Source organism: Brevibacterium sediminis (genome assembly GCF_024895295.1).
GTDB lineage: Bacteria > Actinomycetota > Actinomycetes > Actinomycetales > Brevibacteriaceae > Brevibacterium > Brevibacterium sediminis.
This window is the reverse complement of the sequence record NZ_JAHQRN010000006.1, coordinates 43,843-61,823: the sequence shown is the minus strand read 5'-3', so window position 1 is coordinate 61,823 and position 17,981 is coordinate 43,843. Positions and strand designations below refer to the sequence as shown.

The 17,981-nt window shown below is 63.8% G+C and carries 17 protein-coding genes; 7 read left to right on the top strand and 10 right to left on the bottom strand.

The window, feature by feature from the left end:
• Position 1 precedes the first annotated feature (1 nt).
• Entirely contained in the window at positions 2-1,975 is a 1,974-nt protein-coding gene (locus KTJ89_RS14505; RefSeq protein WP_259358214.1) for a hydantoinase B/oxoprolinase family protein, read from the top strand.
• A 121-nt stretch (positions 1,976-2,096) separates the two neighbouring features.
• Entirely contained in the window at positions 2,097-3,017 is a 921-nt protein-coding gene (locus tag KTJ89_RS14500) for a carbon-nitrogen hydrolase family protein (protein WP_259358213.1), read from the top strand.
• 195 nt (positions 3,018-3,212) lie between these two features.
• Here KTJ89_RS14500 and KTJ89_RS14495 read toward each other — a convergent pair whose 3' ends face one another.
• Both KTJ89_RS14495 and KTJ89_RS14490 read right to left on the bottom strand, forming a co-directional pair.
• Positions 3,213-4,718, bottom strand: a complete 1,506-nt coding sequence (locus tag KTJ89_RS14495; RefSeq protein WP_259358212.1) for a PepSY-associated TM helix domain-containing protein — start codon at positions 4,716-4,718, stop codon at positions 3,213-3,215.
• Positions 4,719-4,906: 188 nt separating this feature from the next.
• Entirely contained in the window at positions 4,907-5,626 is a 720-nt protein-coding gene (locus tag KTJ89_RS14490; RefSeq protein WP_259358211.1) for a hypothetical protein, read from the bottom strand.
• A gap of 96 nt (positions 5,627-5,722) precedes the next feature.
• On the opposite strand from KTJ89_RS14490, the gene KTJ89_RS14485 reads away from it, so the two are divergent.
• On the top strand, positions 5,723-6,175 hold the full coding sequence (locus KTJ89_RS14485; RefSeq protein ID WP_181271421.1) for a hypothetical protein: 453 nt from the start codon (positions 5,723-5,725) through the stop codon (positions 6,173-6,175).
• Position 6,176: 1 nt separating this feature from the next.
• Positions 6,177-6,599, top strand: coding sequence for a PadR family transcriptional regulator (locus KTJ89_RS14480; RefSeq protein ID WP_259358210.1), 423 nt, complete (start codon positions 6,177-6,179; stop codon positions 6,597-6,599).
• A gap of 77 nt (positions 6,600-6,676) precedes the next feature.
• On the opposite strand, the gene KTJ89_RS14475 is transcribed toward KTJ89_RS14480, so the two are convergent.
• Together KTJ89_RS14475 and KTJ89_RS14470 are read right to left on the bottom strand one after the other, a co-directional pair.
• Positions 6,677-7,954 (bottom strand): Nramp family divalent metal transporter, encoded by a 1,278-nt coding sequence (locus tag KTJ89_RS14475; RefSeq protein ID WP_259358209.1) that lies wholly within the window; start codon positions 7,952-7,954, stop codon positions 6,677-6,679.
• A gap of 210 nt (positions 7,955-8,164) precedes the next feature.
• Positions 8,165-9,100 (bottom strand): dihydrodipicolinate synthase family protein, encoded by a 936-nt coding sequence (locus KTJ89_RS14470; protein WP_259358208.1) that lies wholly within the window; start codon positions 9,098-9,100, stop codon positions 8,165-8,167.
• Positions 9,101-9,259: 159 nt separating this feature from the next.
• Between KTJ89_RS14470 and KTJ89_RS14465 the strand changes: the two genes are divergently transcribed.
• On the top strand, positions 9,260-10,270 hold the full coding sequence (locus KTJ89_RS14465; RefSeq protein ID WP_259358207.1) for a LacI family DNA-binding transcriptional regulator: 1,011 nt from the start codon (positions 9,260-9,262) through the stop codon (positions 10,268-10,270).
• Between the two features lie 33 nt (positions 10,271-10,303).
• On the opposite strand, the gene KTJ89_RS14460 is transcribed toward KTJ89_RS14465, so the two are convergent.
• Both KTJ89_RS14460 and KTJ89_RS14455 read right to left on the bottom strand, forming a co-directional pair.
• On the bottom strand, positions 10,304-10,837 hold the full coding sequence (locus KTJ89_RS14460; RefSeq protein ID WP_259358206.1) for a GNAT family N-acetyltransferase: 534 nt from the start codon (positions 10,835-10,837) through the stop codon (positions 10,304-10,306).
• Positions 10,838-10,875: 38 nt separating this feature from the next.
• Complete coding sequence (locus tag KTJ89_RS14455; RefSeq protein ID WP_259358205.1) at positions 10,876-11,742, bottom strand: aldo/keto reductase; 867 nt, start codon at positions 11,740-11,742, stop codon at positions 10,876-10,878.
• 149 nt (positions 11,743-11,891) lie between these two features.
• Here KTJ89_RS14455 and KTJ89_RS14450 point away from each other — a divergent pair, with 149 nt between their 5' ends.
• Positions 11,892-12,701 (top strand): hypothetical protein, encoded by an 810-nt coding sequence (locus tag KTJ89_RS14450; RefSeq protein ID WP_259358204.1) that lies wholly within the window; start codon positions 11,892-11,894, stop codon positions 12,699-12,701.
• 24 nt (positions 12,702-12,725) lie between these two features.
• Here KTJ89_RS14450 and KTJ89_RS14445 read toward each other — a convergent pair whose 3' ends face one another.
• The 4 genes from KTJ89_RS14445 to KTJ89_RS14430 all read right to left on the bottom strand — a co-directional run bounded on the left by KTJ89_RS14445 (position 12,726) and on the right by KTJ89_RS14430 (position 16,550).
• Positions 12,726-13,121: an MmcQ/YjbR family DNA-binding protein gene (locus KTJ89_RS14445; RefSeq protein WP_259358203.1), complete on the bottom strand. Its 396-nt coding sequence runs from the start codon at positions 13,119-13,121 to the stop codon at positions 12,726-12,728.
• 39 nt (positions 13,122-13,160) lie between these two features.
• Positions 13,161-14,102 carry a phosphoglycerate dehydrogenase gene (locus tag KTJ89_RS14440; protein WP_259358202.1) on the bottom strand — a complete coding sequence of 314 codons (942 nt, stop codon included), beginning with the start codon at positions 14,100-14,102 and terminating at the stop codon, positions 13,161-13,163.
• 22 nt (positions 14,103-14,124) lie between these two features.
• Positions 14,125-15,570 (bottom strand): dihydrolipoyl dehydrogenase family protein, encoded by a 1,446-nt coding sequence (locus tag KTJ89_RS14435; protein ID WP_259358201.1) that lies wholly within the window; start codon positions 15,568-15,570, stop codon positions 14,125-14,127.
• Positions 15,571-15,785: 215 nt separating this feature from the next.
• Positions 15,786-16,550, bottom strand: a complete 765-nt coding sequence (locus KTJ89_RS14430) for a GntR family transcriptional regulator (protein ID WP_062860559.1) — start codon at positions 16,548-16,550, stop codon at positions 15,786-15,788.
• A gap of 184 nt (positions 16,551-16,734) precedes the next feature.
• On the opposite strand from KTJ89_RS14430, the gene KTJ89_RS14425 reads away from it, so the two are divergent.
• Positions 16,735-17,850, top strand: a complete 1,116-nt coding sequence (locus tag KTJ89_RS14425) for a TIGR03364 family FAD-dependent oxidoreductase (protein WP_259358200.1) — start codon at positions 16,735-16,737, stop codon at positions 17,848-17,850.
• The last annotated feature ends 131 nt before the right edge of the window (positions 17,851-17,981 follow it).

Below are 17,981 nucleotides of genomic sequence, written 5' to 3'. Positions count from 1 at the left end.
CATGACCACAGCAACGGAGCAGTCGACGTCCACGCTCGACCCGGTGACTTTCGAAGTACTCAAGAACGCTTTCGCGACCAGCGTCGACCTCATGAGCGAACAGATCCTGCGGACCTGCTATTCGTTCGTCATCTATTCACGCGACTTCTCGTCGGCACTTTGTGACCGCGACGGCAACACTGTCATGCAAGGAAGTGCAGACATCGCCGTCCACGTCGGCACCCTGCATTTCCAGTGCAAGGCCGTTATGGAGGAGTTCGGCGACGACATCAACCCAGGTGACGTCTTCCTCATCAACGACCCCTATCGAGGCGGTACCCACTTCAACGACGTCAGCTTCATTCGTCCGATCTTCGCTGATGACGAGATCATCGGCTTCGCGCAGAACAAAGGCCACTGGGCCGATATCGGTGGGTCCGTCCCGGGCTCGTTCGATGTCTCTGCCAGTGAGCACTTCGGTGAGGGTCTGCGCATCACCCCGCTTCGGGTCTGGCACAAGGGCCGGTTCCTCCACGATGTAGCTCAGCTGCTCGTGTCGAATACGCGTGCTCCCGATCAGGCCCTCGGCGATCTCAACGCCCAAGCCGAGGCCACTGCTGTATGCGAACGCGAAGTGCTCCGCCTCGTCGACAAATATTCGAAGGACACGGTCCTCGATGCGATGCAGGAGACGCAGGACTATGTCTGCCGCACCGTGCTCGCCAGCCTCGGCGATCTGCCGAAGGGCGAGTGGGAGACGGTCGACTTCCTCGACGGCGATCCGGCTAAGGGCGAGGGGCTGGCTCCGATCCGGGTGAAGCTCACGCTCGATGGGACAGGTATCCACTACGACCTCACGGGATCCGCCGAGGCGGTCTCAACGTTCCTCAACTCCGGCTACGGGACGACCTTCTCTGCGATCTACGCGGGCACGAAGACGTTCTTCCCCGAGGTTCCGCTCAACTCCGGGTTCTACCAGGCGGTGACCGCAGAGATCGGCGAAGAGGGAACCGTCGTCAACGCCGGCTGGCCGCATGCAGTGACCGGGTTCTGTTCGGGCCCGTACGAGAAGGTCATGAACGCGATCTTCGAACTGTGGTCCCACATCATGCCCGAACGCGCGATGGCGTGTGCATTCAACCTCGAGTATCTGCTCGTCGGTGGGCATGATGCCAGGACCGAGTCGAGCCCGTACTTCATGTGGTACGACTGGATGGCAGGCGGATGGGGCGGCCGGTCGACGAAGGACGGCTCCTCCGCGACTTCACCGGTATTCGGCACCGGACTCGCCGTGCAGCCGGTCGAGGGACAGGAGCGCCTGACCCCGGTAATCACGACTCAGCACTCGATCAACATCGACTCCGGCGGGCCGGGCAGGTTCCGCGGAGGATGTGGAGTGAATAAAGGCGGCATCCTCACAGATGCGACCGGTGCGGTGATGAGCTACTGCTGCGACCGCGGGCGATCGACGACGTGGGGCATCAATGGCGGACTGCCGTCGATCCCACACGGAGTCTGGCTCAATCCTTCGTCAGAGAACCCGCGCTACTTGGGTGCCACGTTCTCGAATGTAGCCATCAGCCCCGGTGACACGTTCGAACGACCAAGCGCCGGAGGCGGTGGCTTCGGTGACCCGCTGGATCGGCCGACTGTCGAGGTGCTCGAGGACGTCATCGACGGCTATGTCTCCATCGACCGGGCGGCGAAAGACTACGGCGTCGTCATCCGTGAGATCGATGCCGAGCTCGATGAGTACGAGATCGATGAGCCCGCGACAGCGACGGAGCGGGAACGGATCCGCTCCGAACGTGCGTCCTGGCTGGAAGCCGACCCCGCCGAGGTGGCCCGCCGTTACCGCGATGGTGAGATCACCGTCCACGACGTCATCCGCCAATACGGCGTCGTGCTCGATTGGGGCACCGGAGAGTTGTTGGAGAAGTCAACGGGACAGTTCCGCGACAGTATGCGGACTCGGTCTGCTTCGCACTGGAGCTGATGACTCGAATCAATCGGGGCGCTCGTCCATTCGAGGCGAACGCCCCGATTGTTTGACCTGAATCACCTCGCGTTCGAGAGTGATAGCAGGAGAATCCACAGAGAAAAGAGGGTCGAGCATCATGAACACAGTGGCAATAGTCCAGGCAGGGTCCGTTCCATTCGATGCCGAAGCGTCGACCGACAAGGCGATCGCCCGGCTGCGGGAGGCCGCCGGCCAGGGGGCCGGGCTCGTCGTGTTCCCCGAAGCGTTCATCGGCGGCTACCCGAAGGGCAGCACGTTCGGTGCTCCCGTGGGAATGCGCACCGGGCAGGGCCGGGCGCAATTCGAACAGTACTTCGACGGAGCAGTCACCGTCGATGGACCGGAAATCACCAAGCTCGCCGAGGCGGCCCGCGAGGTCGGTGCCTTCGTCGTCATCGGCATCATCGAACGGTCCGGCAACACCCTCTATTGCACAGCAGTGATGATCGACCCGAAACTCGGGATCGTCGGCGCACACCGGAAGCTCATGCCCACCGGCACCGAGCGTGTCATCTGGGGATTCGGAGACGGGTCGACTCTCGACACGATGGACACACCTTTCGGCCGAGTGGGCAGCGTCATCTGCTGGGAGAACTACATGCCACTGCTGCGCCAGGCGATGTACGCCAAGGGCGTCTCCGTCTACTGCGCGCCGACGGTCGACGACCGTCCGACCTGGACGGCGACGATGACGCATATCGCCTTGGAGGGCCGCACTCACGTGCTCTCGGCATGCCAGTTCATCACGAAGAGCGAGTTCCCCGACGACCACCCCTTCGACGAGGAACTCCCCTACGGCGAGACCGCGATCCGCGGCGGCAGCGTCATCGTCGCACCCACCGGCGAGGTGCTGGCGGGACCGGTCTATGACGAGGAGACGATCCTCTACGCCGACATCGACCTCGGCGCCAAGACCCGTTCGCACCTCGATTTCGACCCGGTGGGCCACTACTCCCGGCCGGACGTTTTTGAGCTGCGAGTCGACACTCGCGCGAAGAGCTCCGTGACGTTTGAGTGAAGCGGCGGGCGGCCGATCGCGAAGGCCGCTCGACTTCGTCCTTGCCGGCCAATGCATCCGGTCGCATCACTTCTAGGACAGGTCATCGGTTCGCGTCCTGATGACCTGCCCTAGAAGTGATGGCGGATTGCACTTAATGTGATGACGGCATGTACCTGCTGCGGTACCTCCGCTTATCGGCCGGTGCTGTGAGCGTTAGATCCTCATGGACTGCCGCTGGCGACGCCACTCCCTCAGCCCGAGCAGAACGTCGATAACGACGAACCCGACGAGGCTGATACCAACAAGCGGCAGGAACACACCGATCACGATTGCGGCAGCACCGACCGCAGCCACACCCCACCACGGAGCCCCATTGAGCACACCGCGCGCGGGTGCGCGCCCGAACCGTCTCGCCGGACCGCGCTTCGGCCGACGCTGCCACCACATGACATATCCCCAGATCACCATCGACGCGATGGCGATAGCGAGTGCAACGAGCACGATCTGGTTGGCCAAGCCGAACAGTGTGCCCATGTGCAGGTCGACACCCCAGCGGGCGAGCTTGGCCGCCACACCGTAATCGGAGAAGTCGACCCGGTCGACGGCTTTCATCGTCTCGGGGTCGAAGGCGACCGTGTCGACCTGAGTGGGCCAGCTGCGCTGAATCTCCTGCACCACCCATGCGGATCCGTCTTCCTCGGGCGGCAGGATCTCGACGGACTCGGAGTCGATGCCGACTCCGCGCGCCATCGACAGCATCATGTCGAAATCGGCCGGATCGAAATCGGACCCTGCCGAGGCGCCGGTTCCCGAGTGGCCCTCGTGCCCGGCGTGGCCTTCGTGACCAGCGTGCCCGGACCCGCCGTCAGCATGCGCGGCGGCCGCGCTGCCGAGTTCCGTCGACACCGCCGGAGTTTCCCAGCTCAGCGCGGCGCGCAGCTTCGTGACGTTCTCCCCGCCGAACTGCGACCACGTGATCCCGGTAGCCGAGAGGAAGAGCATGCCGATCGCCGCCCAGACACCGACCGAAGCGTGCCAGGAGAACGTGCGTCTCAGCCCCTTGTGCTTCCGGTTCGGTCGCAGCATCGCGGCGGGCTTCTTCGTTTTGCGAGCGCGGAGGATCCAGAGGACGAGACCCGCGGCGGCGACGATTCCCAGCCATGAGGCGGCGAGTTCGCTGTAGATCCGTCCGACGTCGCCGAGGTGGAGGCTCCGGTGCATCTGATCGATCCACGTCCGCAGCGGCAGGGCACCCGAGGTTCCGTAGACGGTGAGGTCTCCGACCACCTCAGCGGTGGCGGGATCGACGAAGATCGCCCGGGATTCGCTCTCGCCGAGGCTGGGATCGGAATACATCACTCGCGTGGTATCGCCCGGCTCGGGGGCCGGCCGCACGGCGGACAGCGTCGAATCGCTGCCTGCGATGACAGTGTTCGCGGCGTCGATCTGGTCCGCCAGTGACAGCGGATCGTCGGTGGCGGGGACGCTGAGCTGGTCGGCATAGACCAGCTTCTCGAGCGTCGGGCTGATCGCATAGGCCGCCCCGGTGAGCGCGGCGATGAGGATGAACGGGCCGACGAGGATGCCCGCGTAGAAGTGGAGACGGCGCAGAAGCGGACCGAGCCACGGAATAGGACGGTCGGGGTGGTCGGGGTGGTTACGGTGGCTGGTCGGTTCCGGACCCGAACTTTCGGGCACGGTTGATGAAGGTGTGGTCATGATGATGCTTTCTCTCAGATGCGCTGAGCCGGATCGGGTCGGCCCGATGCCCTCGACGAGCAGAAGCGGTCGACGGGCAGTTGCGGTCGGCAGTGGTTGCGCACGACACGCAGTCGCGGCCGACGACCGGATGGGGTCAGCAGTGATCGCACCGGCTCACGAGAGCCGATGCGCGGATGTGATGAGTGTCAGAAAGCAGGCTGGGGTGGCCCTCGCCGCAGCACCGGGGATCGGCACACTCCGAGGCTGCGCGGCAGTTCGGGTTTGAAGCCGATCAGTGACCGCGGCTTCTCGATCTGCGCCCGCAGGAGGACGAGGCGCGGGATGACCGCTCGGATGATGAGGCGGGCGAACTCGCCGAGCATGACCGGAAGTCGCTCGGCCCAATAGATCATCGCGATCGTCACGATCCCGGCAACGCAGTGGGCCAGCAGCATCCCCGGTGACGAGTGCGAATGCATCTGGGCTACTGCGCCCACTGAACCGTCCATGGCAGGCATGACCGTGGAGTCATGGGCCATTTGCATCGCGCCGCCGGGCGTCGAGTGCATCGACGCGTGATGGGCTCCATGCGCCGGCGAGTGGTGAGAGTGCGAGCCGAGGAGCGCGGCAAGTCCGTTGTCGGAGCGCGCCATCGTGTTCGACGATGCGGAACCGTGCGGAGTGAAGAGGGAGAAGAGGAGGTGAAAGAGGGTCTGGCTGATTCCGACGGAGACCGTCAGCCGAGGCAGCGACATTTGGCGCCCGGCCAAGAGAACGCAGACGAGGGTCGACAGCGCCAGCGGCACGATGACGCCCATCGCAGTCGGAAACGATCCACCGCCGAGGATGTGCGACGTCAGCGCGACAAAGGTCGCGAACGCTGCGGCGAGAGTGCCGCGCAGAGCGCGCCGGTGCCTGACTCTCATCCTCACAGTGCCATTGTCACACAGGTGGAACCCACCCGAATGATCGTGCGGGATCGACCCTTGTGCCAGGCAGTGAACCGTAGGTACAGTACCAACATGACTACAGCTCCGCAGACGTCATCGCCCGCCAACGCCCGAACCCTTCTGCTCCCATACACGCTCGGTCTCATCATCGCCATGACCATCGTGCAGATCGTCGTCGCTGCCACCGGCGGCGAGGTCACGATCCTCGCCGGTGGACTCACAGCACTCGTCGCCATCGGAATCGCGGTGTGGCTGTGGCGGAACCTGACCGCGCTCAAACGTGTCCGCTTCGGCGTGGTCATCGCCCATGCCATTGCCTTCGTCACCGTCACCACCTCCTTCAATCTGCACGCGATCCTCCGGGTGATGTTCCTCGGCTTCGAAGTCGACGGCGCCGGAGACGCGACCCACACCCTTCTCGAGAGCTCTTGGTTCGGGGCCACGCTCGTGATGAGCGCCCTGTGGGGTCTCGGACTGCTGGTCCACCTCCTCGGCTCAGTCCTCGGCCGCGGCTGGGAGGATTGAGGTGGCGGCACAGTCTCGCGACACCACGAACGAGGCAATCGACATCACGACTGCGGCGAATGGCAGCCCGGCCGCAGTCACCCCGGAAGAGCGGGAGTGGCTCGACCACCGCGTCGAGTCCTGGGTCGAGACTTACAAAAAGTCGATGCTCACCCCGATCACGCTCTCCCTTGTCGCGACGCATCAGCCGGCCGAGATCTCCATCATCGCCGAGGCGGTCATCGCAGCCACGGGATGGCAGATCACAGAACGCGGCCTCTATCGCACCATCAAACGCCTGCAGGATTCCGGGTTCCTGCAGAGCACGGCGGTCGATGCGCCGCGGACCGGCGCGAAACGCAAGATGCTCTCGCTCACCCCGCTGGGCGCGAGCTACCTCGCAGGAATCCGGGGCCACCTCGTCGAGGTGCCAGAACTGAAATGACGGCACCGGCGCCCTGAACCGGCAATGACGGCGCCACAATGGGGCGACCCCACGAAGGAGCCGCCCCATCAGAATTCTCAGACGAAGAAATTGATGAGCAGGCGAATCGATAGTGCACATACCGAGACGACACCGATGATGCCGAACACGTTCTGCCACCACTTGTTACGCAGGCACCCCATCAACCCCTTGTCATTGGCCATGAAGACGATCAGGATCGCGAGTATCGGAGCCACCAAAACCGTCAGAGCCTGAGCCAGGATAATGAGTTGGACCGGAGACCCCTGAAACAGCAGAGTGACCATCACCCCGAACGCAAGAACACATCCGCTGGTCACTCGAGCAGTCACCGTGCCCGCCGACGCTCCCCGACCGAAGGCGTCCGAGAGCATCGTTCCGCCTGCGATCGCGTTCGGAATCATTGACGAGAGAGCGGAACCGCAGAAGCCGAGAGCGAAGATGAATCCACCGACCGGTCCCGCCAAAGGCTCGAACACTTTGGCCAGCCCAGCGAAGGAATCGAGCGGACTTCCAGTCTGGCCGAGTACAGCGGCGGCAACGACGATAACGAGGATGGTCATGATGCCCGGAGCTACAATTCCGGGAATCGTGTCGACCAGCGTGACGGTCCTGTACTCCTCAGCAGTCCGCTTTCTCTCTTTCGTCGCATACGAAGCGTAGAAAGCAGCATTGATCGAGAAGTTCGTGCCGACCAGAGCAATCACCAGGATCCATGCTCCACTGGGCACGGACGGAACGAGAGACGAGGCGGCTTGTGCCCAGTCTGCACCCGAAACGAACGCGCTGACCACGAAGCAGATGGCCATGACAGCGATCATCACGACAAGTATCTTCTCGACCACGGCGTAGGTGCTTTTGATGAACAGGATGGACGCCACGAACAAGGTGCAGATAAGCGACCACATCACCGGCGCCGTACCTGGCACCAACAGGGACAATCCGAGTCCAGCGCCGACGGCGTTGCCGACGGAAAAGCAGAGGGTGATGAGGAAAACGCCGATCCCCGCGACCATCCCCGCTGCGGCACCCAGCCTCTTCTTGATCGAAGATATGAGGGATACAGGAGACTGGATCCCGAGCCGCACGCTCATGTCGGTCAAGAAGATCATGAGTATCGTTGACACGATGATCACCCAGATCAGGGTGTATTGATACGCACTTCCTGCTTGGACGGCCGAGGCCAGATTGCCAGGCCCGAACTGCCAGGCGCCAGCAACGAAAGCCGGTCCGATGAGCGCAAGGGTCCGCCAGAATCGGCGCGGATGCCCGGCTGCGGCAGGGGATTCAGTGGCCATGGGCTGGACAGTGCCCTTCTGGATGGTTTGCTCAGTCATTGTTCGCTCCTCCTTTGGAGCCGGACTTCATTGTCTCAATTGTCAGGTCAGTGCGATGGCGCACTCATCACATCGCTGAATGGGATGCGGTTTTCCCGGTCAGGAACCACTGGGCCCGGAGGTCACGCCCAGCAGCTTGAGGATCGGCTTTTGTCAATCAAGCCCTATCCACTCGGAGCGCTGGAAACGTGACCTCCGCTCGAGAGAGCGTCAGGCAGAAACAGCGACCCGCCCGAGTCCGGCTGAAGCAAACGCTGCGGCAATCTCCTTGTCGGCTCCGCTCTGGAGCGGCAACAGCGGCTCGCGGACTGTCGCGCGGTCGAGAATGCCTCTAGCCACGAGACCCCACTTGAGGGCCACAGTCCCCTCCATATGGGAGCCACGATGGTAGACGTTCTTCGTCACCGGCAGCAGCTTCTCGTGGATGGCATGGGCTCGATCGTAGTCATGCGCCTTACCCGCATCGATGAGTTCGACGAGCAGCTCGGGGGCGATATTGCCGTACCCAACGAGCAGACCGTCAACATCGAACATCGTCGGCAGCAGGTACTCGTCATGGCACGAGAGAACCTGGAGACCAGGATAGGCGGCACGCAGCGCGGGAATCTCGGTGTACCAGCGGCGCATGTTGCGCACTCCATTCTTCGTCGCGAAGACCCCCTCCTGACCGGCGATATCGAGCTGGGTATCCAGGTCGTATGTGGCCTTTGTATTGTCGGGGTATTGGAAGAGGATCATCGGCAGACCGCTTTCCTCATAGATCGCACGGTAGCGGGTCTGGGGCGCGCCCTGCTGGTATCCGAAGCGCAGCCATCCATGCGAGGGGTAGATGAGCCCGGCACTGGCACCGGCATCTACTGCGCGCTTCGCCTCTTCGGCCGCAACAGCATTCCCCTCTTGAGTGATGCCCGCAATGATCGGAATCTCTCCATTCACAGAGTCCCGGAAGGCTGTGATGACGTCGGACTGCTCCTTCTGAGTGAGGAACGTTCCCTCACCGGCATGCCCGAGCACAACGAGGCTTTTGACTCCTTCGATGGATCCGAGCCATCCGCCGAGGCGTTTGATCGCCGCAAAATCGATCTCACCATCCTCAGTGAAAGGTGTGACGGGGGCAGGGCTCAGTCCGCGCAGATCCAGTGACATTTCATCCTCCTTGATTGATGTTGCAAACGTTCGCGGGAACGTTTGCAGGAACGATTTCAAGTATGCTGTGATGGCGAAAAGAATGTCAAGCATTCATTTTGAATCGCTTTGGTCACGGCATCGGATCAGGCGATTCGGATACCTTGGATCGGAGCCCACATGAGCGCACGAGACTCTTCGGTCGTGACCCTGCGCGACGTGGCGGAACGCGCCGGGGTGAGCGTATCGACCGTGAGCCGAGCACTGGACGAGAGAATGCCGACGTCGAAGTCGGCGTCGGCGGCTCGGATCCGCGAGATCGCGCAGCAGATCGGCTACCGTCGTAATGTCTTCGCTTCGAGCCTGCGCCGCGGGGAGACCGCGATGCTCGGTGTCGTGGTTCCGAGACTGACCGATGCGGTGATGGCACTGATGTTCGAAGCTATCGAAAGGGCCTCCCGCAAGCGGGGCCACTATGCAGTCGTCGCTACCAGCGGCGATGACCCTGATGACGAACGGCTCGCCGTCGAACGATTGCTCGACCGCAATGTCGACGGGCTCATCCTCGCTAACGCACGGATCGATGACTCTCTTCCAGCGATGTTGAGGTCCCAGAAGGTGCGACACTCACTCGTCCTGCGCACTGATGGGGTGAGCCCGAGCTCGTTAGGCGATGATTTCCAAGGCGGGTACTTCGCGGTCCGCCATCTTCTCGACCTTGGACACAGAAGCATCGCCATTGTCACCGGTCCGGACTTCACCTCGAGTGCGAATGACCGAGTTGCTGGAGCTCGTGCCGCTGCGGCGGAAGCCCGGGTAGAGATCAGGGACGACAATGTCATTTTCGCTGGGTATGGCGTAGACGCTGGAATAGACAGCGGCAAGAGACTTCTCGAATCAGATACTCCCCCGACAGCGATTTTCGCTGCGAACGACAACCTCGCCATCGGAATTTCCACAGTTGCTGCACATGCTGGCAAGACACTCGGACATGACCTGTCCATCGTCGGCTACAACGACATACCTCTGGCTGAAAAGCTTCCGGTTCCGCTGACAACAGTGAGAGTCCCGTTTGATCAGATCGCTGAGACTGGGGTCGGGCTTCTCTTTGACGAGCAAGGAATGGCACCCGTGCATAAGGCACTGCCCGTCCTCATTCCGCGCAGATCAACAGCACCACCAGTGGATTGATCTTGTCTGAGCCCGTGACTCAGACTCCGTGCCTTATGAGCTGCGATCCCGGCGATAGATGACGTGCCACCCGTCATCGATCGGGTTGTCGGGCGGGATGTGCCCCTCGGCGATCCGTTCATATCCGGCAGCCTCGAGAGCCCTCCACGACGCAGGATTCCCCGCGATCACGGGCACGATGATCGCCGAGGCAGTCGGGCAGTCAGCGAAGCAGAGTTCGGTGAACTCCCGGATCATCCGTGTGCCGAGCCCCTTGCCCATCGCATCGACTTCGCCGATGAAATAGTCGATCGTCAGCGCATCCCGAGAGGCGTCAGCCAACTCGATGAGTTCCCGCTGCTCGTCCGCATAATCCCAGATCGCACTGCGTTGGATGAACCCGACCGGCACCCCGGCGTCCTCGACGATGAAGTCGAATGACGGTTCGGTGCCATCGATGCTGCCGCCGAAGTCTCGTTCGATCGCCTCCGGGGTGGTCTCGTGGTTCCAGAATCGGGCGACGTGAGACGACCCGAGCCACCGCGCGAGCAGCGGAAAGTCAGCCCGCGTGGTCCGTCGAAATTCCACGTGTCCTCGCGATCGGCTTCACCCGCCGCTGCGCCGCCTCACATCTCCTCGTGAGTGAGCGGATCCCGATCCTTCATGCGACCGCGCTCGAGTCCGGAGATCGCCGCCACCTCGGCGGGGGTGAGTTCGAACTCGAAGACGTCGGCATTGGACCGCTGACGTTCGAAGTTCGCCGATTTCGGGATCGGGATGCTGCCGATCTCGATATGCCAGCGCAGGACCACCTGAGCCGGAGTCACGCCATGGGCGGCGGCCGCCTCGGCGATGGGTGCTTCATCGAACAGTCCCTGGTCACGGTAGAGCGGCGACCAGCTCTCGGTCTGCACGCCGATGGAGCGGTGGAAGGCGACGAGCTCGGTCTGCGGGAAATACGGGTGCAGCTCGACCTGGTTGACGGCCGGGGTGACGCCGGTCTTCTCGACGAGCTCGGTGAGCATCTCCTCGGTGAAGTTCGAGACGCCGATGGACTTCACCAGCCCGCGTCTGCGCAGTTCGATGAGGCCCTCCCAAGTCTCGACGTACTTGCCGACGCTGGGGTTGGGCCAGTGGATCAGGTGGAGGTCGAGGTAGTCGAGGCCGAGGCGGGCCAGGGATTCCTCGGTGCTGGCGATGGCTTCGTCGAAGCCGTGGTGGCGGCCGGGGATCTTGCTCGTGACGAACAGATCCTCGCGGGCGACGGAACAGTCGGCGATGGCCCGGCCGACCTCGTGTTCGTTCTCGTAATTCACCGCGGTGTCGAGCAGGCGGTAGCCGACATTGTCGACGGCACCCACGATGGCGTCGACCCCCTCGTCGCCTTTCATCGCGTAGATGCCGAGCCCGAGCTGCGGGATCGCGCGTCCGTCGTTGAGGTCGAGGGTGGGGATCGGTGAGTTCTGTGCGGGAGTGTTCGCTGGGGTCGTCATGTATTCACCCTATGACCGCCGAGGCCGTGCTGGCCAGAGCATTCGCCTTGAGTTTGAGCAGGGTGTCGTGAGTGAACTCTTCCTGTGAGGTGTCCCGAGGAGGCACTGCCGCGGGGTTTTCACAATGCGGCTTGGGCTAGCGTGGTCGCATGGAGACGAACGCGCGAGCTGCGGAGCGGGGATTCCTTCGCCGTATTCGCAGGCTTTCGCGGTGGCGGGTGGCCTTTCTGTTGCCGAGCGCCGGATTGGTGGTCGCCGCGCTGCTCCACGCCGCCCAGTGGGTGACGTCGTGGATATCAACAGCAGTCGCCCGTGCACAGGGTGCCGGCGATGCCTGTTCCGATCTGGTCGATACCCTCAGCGTCGACCCCGATGCGATCGAAATCGAGGATCGCGCACCGTCCGGATTCGTCTGCCAGGCCCCGACCTACGACGGCGGGCACGCGATCATTGAGCACTCCGGGGCCACCTCGGCGCTGTTTATGGTCTCGATGGCACTCGCCGCTCTCAGCGTTGCGGTGCTTCTCGGGGTGCTGATCGCGTTCATGGTGACCCGGTTGCTCGGGCTGTACCGGTCGCCGCTGGCCGAACCGCGTCGAGATCGGTGGCCCCTGCGGCTCATCGGGATCGGGGTCTTCATGCTGCCGGTGATGATGCTCGGCCAGTATTTTCAGTGGTACTCGAAATCGGACGGCTTTGGGATCTGCCCCTTTACCGTCGGCGGCAATGATGTGCTGGGGTTTTCGGTCACGGCCGACTATCTGCCGCCGAGCCTGACCTGCTCGGGCGACACCGTCACCGGTCAGGAGTTCTCGGTGACGCAGTACGGGTGCCCCTTCTACGGGTTCCTGGCGGGAGTGGTCATCGCCGTCGCAGGACTGGTCCTGCTCATTATTGTGAGGATGCGGCGCACAAGAGTCGAAGCTGACCAGCAGCGTCTGCGGACCGCTCGAGACTGATCGCCGAGCGGGAACATTGAGCGCTCATTCCTGAGCGTCAAGGGCCTTGATCAACCTCGTCGAGGCGGTGTTCCGATAGGAATCAATGGTCAGTTCGCGCAGCTCCTCGTCGTCGAGATCGTCGAGTCCGAGTCCGACCCAGCCGGAGGGGCCGAGGTACATGGGAACGAAGGAGTCCGGTCGCTCGAGCACCACCTCGGCGTCCATGGGGTCGAGCAGGACGAGCAGCGCCTGCGGGTGCTGCACCATCTCCCCCGATGCCAGCTTCTCAGTGCCGCCGTAGTGAGCGAAGATCTTCTTCGTGAAGAAGGCCGGTCTGCCGTGCGAAATCTTCTCGGCCGATTCGGGCAGGCCGAGCGCGATCGCGCGGACCCGCTCGAGCATCGGATCGTCGTCATCGAACATCTGCGGATGCGCCATGAGTCAACGGTACGCCCCGGCAGGTGAGGATAGGACTCTTCAGACGATGAGTCCGACGGGTTCCTTTCCGTCGATTACATCGATGACGGCTTGAGCGGCGGCCAACCCGGCGCGTTCACGGGCTTCGACCGTCTGACCGGCCAGGTGCGAGGTGACCCAGACGTTGTCGAATTTCCGCAGCGGGTTGTCCTTCGTCATCGGTTCGGTCTCGAGCACGTCAAGGGCGGCACCGGCGATCTGGCCATTGTCGAGGGCGTCGATGAGGGCTGCCTCGTCGATGAGCGATCCGCGAGCGGTGTTGACGAGGAACGCGGTGTCCTTCATCGCAGCGAATCGGTCGGCCCCGATGATCGGGGTGCCCGTCGCCCGAGCGTGGAGGGTGAGGTAGTCGGCGGCTGCGACGACGGTGTCAACGTCGGCGAATTCGATGCTCGGGTCCGCGTTGGTATCAGGGTGGGAGGTGCCGACGATGACTTTCATGCCCAGAGCTGCACCGATTGCGGCGATTGCCTTGCCGCTGGGGCCGTAGCCGATGACGCCGAGCGTCTTGCCGCGCAGTTCCGTGCCTGCGGTGCGCGGCCACTGACCGGCGTTGGTGCCGGCGATGACGTCGCTCAAGTGTTTGGCGCAGTTGAGCATGAGAGCGAGCGCGAGTTCGGCGACGGCGTGGTGGTTGACGCCGGGGGTGTTGGCCACGCGAATGCCGAACTCTTGGGCCGCGGTGGTGTCGACGGAGTCGTATCCGACTCCGCTGCGGGCGAGGATCCGGAGGTCGGCCGCCTCGGCGAGCGTGTCACGGGTGATCGGTTCGCTCGCAACGATGGCACCGATCGCACCTTTGAGGAGGTTGCGCTGTTCATCCTCGGTGCGTCGACCGGCCGCCGGGGAATACACGGGTTCGAGTCCGCGCTCCCTCAGCAGCCGGTCGACGCTGTCGTCGGGTTCGAGGTAATCGGTGGTGATGACGATGCGACGGCTCATGATGGCGAGCCTATCGCGGCTCTCACTTGAGTGCGCCGAGCACCTCGTTGAGCGCCTCGGTGGCCGAGGGGTGGGTGTAGATCGTGTCGCGCAGCTCGGTCGCGGTGACGTCGTGGCGCATGGCGAGCGCCACGGTGTTGATGACCTCCTGTGAGTGCACATGAACGAGGGCCGCGCCGAGGATGTGGTCCGTTGTCGCGTCGACGACGAACTTGACGATTCCGCGCGGGTCGCCTTCGATCTTCGCCCGTGGTGCCGCGGCGATATCGGCCTGCAGCTTCGCTCCGACCTTGATCTCATAGCCTTCGTCGCGAGCGGCCTTCTCGGTCAGGCCGACGCGGGCGACGGGCGGGGTGAGGAACATCGTGTACGGCACGGATCCGCGGTCCTTCGTCGACCGTTTGCCCTCGCCGAGGAGTTGGTCTGCGAGGATCCGGTTGTCATCGAGGGAGATGTAGGTGAACATCGGTCCGCCGTTGACGTCGCCGAACGCGTACACGCCCTCGGCGGAGCTGCGCAGGCGCTCATCGGTGACGATGAACCCGCGGTCGTCGGTGTCGATGCCGGCCTTCTCGAGGCCGAGGTCCGCGGTCGCGGGTTTGCGTCCGACGGCCAGGAGGACCGCCTCGGCGTCGATGGTCTTCGTTTCTCCGTCGACCTCATAGGTCACGGTCGCGGCGTCGGCGCCGTCGTCGACTGCAGTGACGGAGGCGTCGTTGACGATGGTGACTCCGTCGTCGGCGAGGGCTTGGGCGACCACCTCGGCGACGTCGTCGTCTTCGTTCGCTAGCGGGCGGGGTCCGCGGTCGAGGACGGTGACCTGCGAGCCGAAGTGGGCGAACATCGATCCGAACTCGAGTCCGATGTACCCGCCGCCGACGATGACGAGGCGTTTCGGGAACGGGTCGACGTGCTGCAGCGATTCGGAGTCGTGGATGCGGCCGCCGAGCTGGGCACCGTCGATGGGTGGGATGTTCGCGACGGATCCGGTGTTGACGATGACGGTGTCGGCGGTGATCGTCATGGTGTCGGCGCCGCCGGTGACTCGGACTTCGCGTTCGCCGGTGAACTCGGCGCGACCGTTGACCAGCAGCACCGAGTCGAGGTCGGCGAGCATCGAGTGGTTCTTCTTCCGCATCGCCCCGGTCAGTGTGTCTCGACGTTTGACGGCCTTGGCGAAGTATTCGTCGGTGTCGTCATCGGCGCGTTTGTTCTCGGCGTCGTGGACGAGGATCTTCGTGGGGATGCAGGCGATGTTGATGCACGAGCCGCCGATCATCATCTCCGACTGTTCGACGACGGCGACCTTCTTGCCGGCGCGGGCCATGGTCCCTGCCAGAGTCTTGCCGCCCTTGCCCCAGCCGATGACGAGGAGGTCGACGTGTTCGGTGTGGTCGGCTCCGGTGGGGGTGGAGGATGGGGTGGTTTCGGTCGAGGTGCCCTGCTGCGTCACTGTCTCTGTGGTCATGCTCTGTCCTCTCGAGTCGGTGTCTGTCACTTTACTCCCGGGCAACTTTTCGCCGTCGGGATGCGCGACTGTCTACACAGAGTTCAACGAAACGCCTCGCCGCATATTCCTAGCGCCGGACAGTTGGAGACCCGACTCACCCTTATTGCTACCCGACGGCGGCCCAGATACCTGGCGCCAGGTTGCTGGGCCGCCCTCGGGTAGTAATTAGGGAGTTAGTCGCCGGAGATCAAGGACATGGAGCTCGGGTTTCCGCGGGTGGAGTTCATCGTGAAGCTCGCCTTCCACGGCAGGTACCGGTCATCGGAGGACTCGATGACATCACCGGCGGTCGTGAACGCCCTCCGGCGCACCCGCAGCAGCGGGGTGCCCACGGGGACTTCGAGGAGCCTGGCATCGTCATCGTTCGCTCCGACCGCATCGATCGTGCGTGACGCCCGGTTGATGTCGACGCCCTGGTCGATGAGCTCCTGATAGATCGACCCGGAATCCGTGTCGAAGGCCAACACGTGACGTCCGAACTCGAACGGATAGTTCAGCCTCTCGACCATGGCCGGAGCTTCGTCCATGAGCCGCAGCCGGAACACCGAGACGATCGGATCGCCCTCTTCGATCCGCAGGCTCGCGGCCAGTGATTTCTCCGCCGGTTCCCGCGCCACACGCTGCGTGACCTGACCAGGCACGATGTCCGAGGCGTGGCACCACTGAGAGAAGGAGATGACGTCGTCGAAGGACTGTGTGAGGACGTTGTCGAGCACGACTGTGCGCCTCCCCCGCCCCGAGGAGATCAGCCCCTCCCCGCGCAGAGCGGACATCGCCTGCCGCACCGGTCCACGGGAGCTCGCGAACTTCCGCGTCAGCTCCGCCTCGGAGGGCAGTTCATCGCCGGGTTGGAACGAGCCTTCACGGATCGCCGTGCGCAGGTAGTGCGCGATCTCGTCATGCTGCTGACGGGTACGGTGCCTCGGGCCGGTGGTCATGGCCTCACTTCTCCTTCGACGGTGCTGATCCGGCTCAGAGGACAGCGCCTCAGAGTCGAGGAAGCGCTGTCTCGGTGAACTCGGCATGGCTCAACGAAGTCAGAATGTCACATTCAGGTGAACAGACATCAAACTTGTACATACATATCTTCATCTTATCCGACAACCGCACGAATATGAGGGAATGCCGACAACAGATCTCATCATCACCGGCTCGGGCATCCTCGGCCTGGCCACCGCATTCCTCGCTCACCGACAAGGCCGCAGCGTTCACATCATCGACCGTTCCGACCGACCCGTGGGCTCGTCCATCCAGAACTTCGGCCACGCCTGCTTCACCGGCCAGTCCGATGCCGCGCAGCCGATCGCCTCGAAGGCCCGCGAGGGCTGGCTCGACGCCGCATCCGCCACGGGACTCTGGGCCGCCGAGACCGGAACCTTCATCCCGGCCATGACCGAGGCCGAGCTGACCGTCCTCGAGCAGTTCGCCGCCCATCGCGGCCCCGACCAAGTTCGACTGCTCGACCCGGAGGCGATCGTCGAGGCGGTCGGCAACCCCGACCTCCCGGCCATCGGCGGCGCACATCTGCCGCAGGACATGCGCGTCGACCCGCGACAGGCCGCCCCGAGAATCGCCGCGTGGCTGGCCGGCCAGGGCGTGGAATTCACCTGGAACACGCACGTCACTGCGGTCGCCGACGGCACGGTGTCGACGACACGCGGGAACTTCCACGCCGAGCAGGTCGTCGTCTGCCCCGGCTATCAGCTGACCAGCCTCTTCCCCGAGATCGCCGAATCCCACGAGATCCGCATCTGCTCGCTCGTCATGTCGCTCATCGAGGCCCCGCAGCACATTCCGACCGGCTTCGCGATGCTCACCGGCACCTCCCTGGCCCGCTACGACGGGTTCGCAGCAATGCCCGGCGCCGAGGCGCTGCGCCACGACCTCGACGAACGGGAACCGGAGCTTCGCGGCTGCATCGCGAACCTCATGGTCACCGACATCCCGCAGGGCCTGCTCATCGGCGATTCACACGCCTACGACCTCAGCCCGGAACCCTTCATCGACGAGAAGATCGGCGCACTGCTGCTCGATCGGGCCACCTCGATGCTCGGGATCGAGAGCCCGCGGGTGCTGCAGCGGTGGCTAGGAATGTACGCCGACAGCCCGACGACGAACCTCGTCCTCGAGCGCCCGGACGAACGCACGACCGTCGCCGTCGTCGCCTCGGGGATCGGCATGACCCTGTCGTTCGGCATCGCCGACCTCATCCTCTCCGGCGGCACCGCCGACATCTGAGGCCACTCCCCTTCCCCGCCCTGACACCGACAAACCCAACCGGCCCCGAGGTGGTCGCGCCCATCCGCGCGACCACCTCGGGGCCGATTCGCTGCCCTCAGAGATGCGACGCCCGGCCGCACCCACCCGAC

Excerpts from the sequence above, each read along its gene's own strand:
- KTJ89_RS14470 (WP_259358208.1), bottom strand. The coding sequence starts at position 9,100 with ATGTCACTGGATCTGCGCGGACTGAGCCCTGCCCCCGTCACACCTTTC.
- KTJ89_RS14495 (WP_259358212.1), bottom strand. The coding sequence starts at position 4,718 with ATGACCACACCTTCATCAACCGTGCCCGAAAGTTCGGGTCCGGAACCG.
- KTJ89_RS14435 (WP_259358201.1), bottom strand. The coding sequence starts at position 15,570 with ATGACCACAGAGACAGTGACGCAGCAGGGCACCTCGACCGAAACCACC.
- KTJ89_RS14465 (WP_259358207.1), top strand. The coding sequence starts at position 9,260 with ATGAGCGCACGAGACTCTTCGGTCGTGACCCTGCGCGACGTGGCGGAA.
- KTJ89_RS14450 (WP_259358204.1), top strand. The coding sequence starts at position 11,892 with ATGGAGACGAACGCGCGAGCTGCGGAGCGGGGATTCCTTCGCCGTATT.
- KTJ89_RS14440 (WP_259358202.1), bottom strand. The coding sequence starts at position 14,102 with ATGAGCCGTCGCATCGTCATCACCACCGATTACCTCGAACCCGACGAC.
- KTJ89_RS14485 (WP_181271421.1), top strand. The coding sequence starts at position 5,723 with ATGACTACAGCTCCGCAGACGTCATCGCCCGCCAACGCCCGAACCCTT.
- KTJ89_RS14455 (WP_259358205.1), bottom strand. The coding sequence starts at position 11,742 with ATGACGACCCCAGCGAACACTCCCGCACAGAACTCACCGATCCCCACC.
- KTJ89_RS14475 (WP_259358209.1), bottom strand. The coding sequence starts at position 7,954 with ATGACTGAGCAAACCATCCAGAAGGGCACTGTCCAGCCCATGGCCACT.
- KTJ89_RS14500 (WP_259358213.1), top strand. The coding sequence starts at position 2,097 with ATGAACACAGTGGCAATAGTCCAGGCAGGGTCCGTTCCATTCGATGCC.
- KTJ89_RS14425 (WP_259358200.1), top strand. The coding sequence starts at position 16,735 with ATGCCGACAACAGATCTCATCATCACCGGCTCGGGCATCCTCGGCCTG.
- KTJ89_RS14430 (WP_062860559.1), bottom strand. The coding sequence starts at position 16,550 with ATGACCACCGGCCCGAGGCACCGTACCCGTCAGCAGCATGACGAGATC.
- KTJ89_RS14505 (WP_259358214.1), top strand. The coding sequence starts at position 2 with ATGACCACAGCAACGGAGCAGTCGACGTCCACGCTCGACCCGGTGACT.
- KTJ89_RS14490 (WP_259358211.1), bottom strand. The coding sequence starts at position 5,626 with ATGAGAGTCAGGCACCGGCGCGCTCTGCGCGGCACTCTCGCCGCAGCG.
- KTJ89_RS14445 (WP_259358203.1), bottom strand. The coding sequence starts at position 13,121 with ATGGCGCATCCGCAGATGTTCGATGACGACGATCCGATGCTCGAGCGG.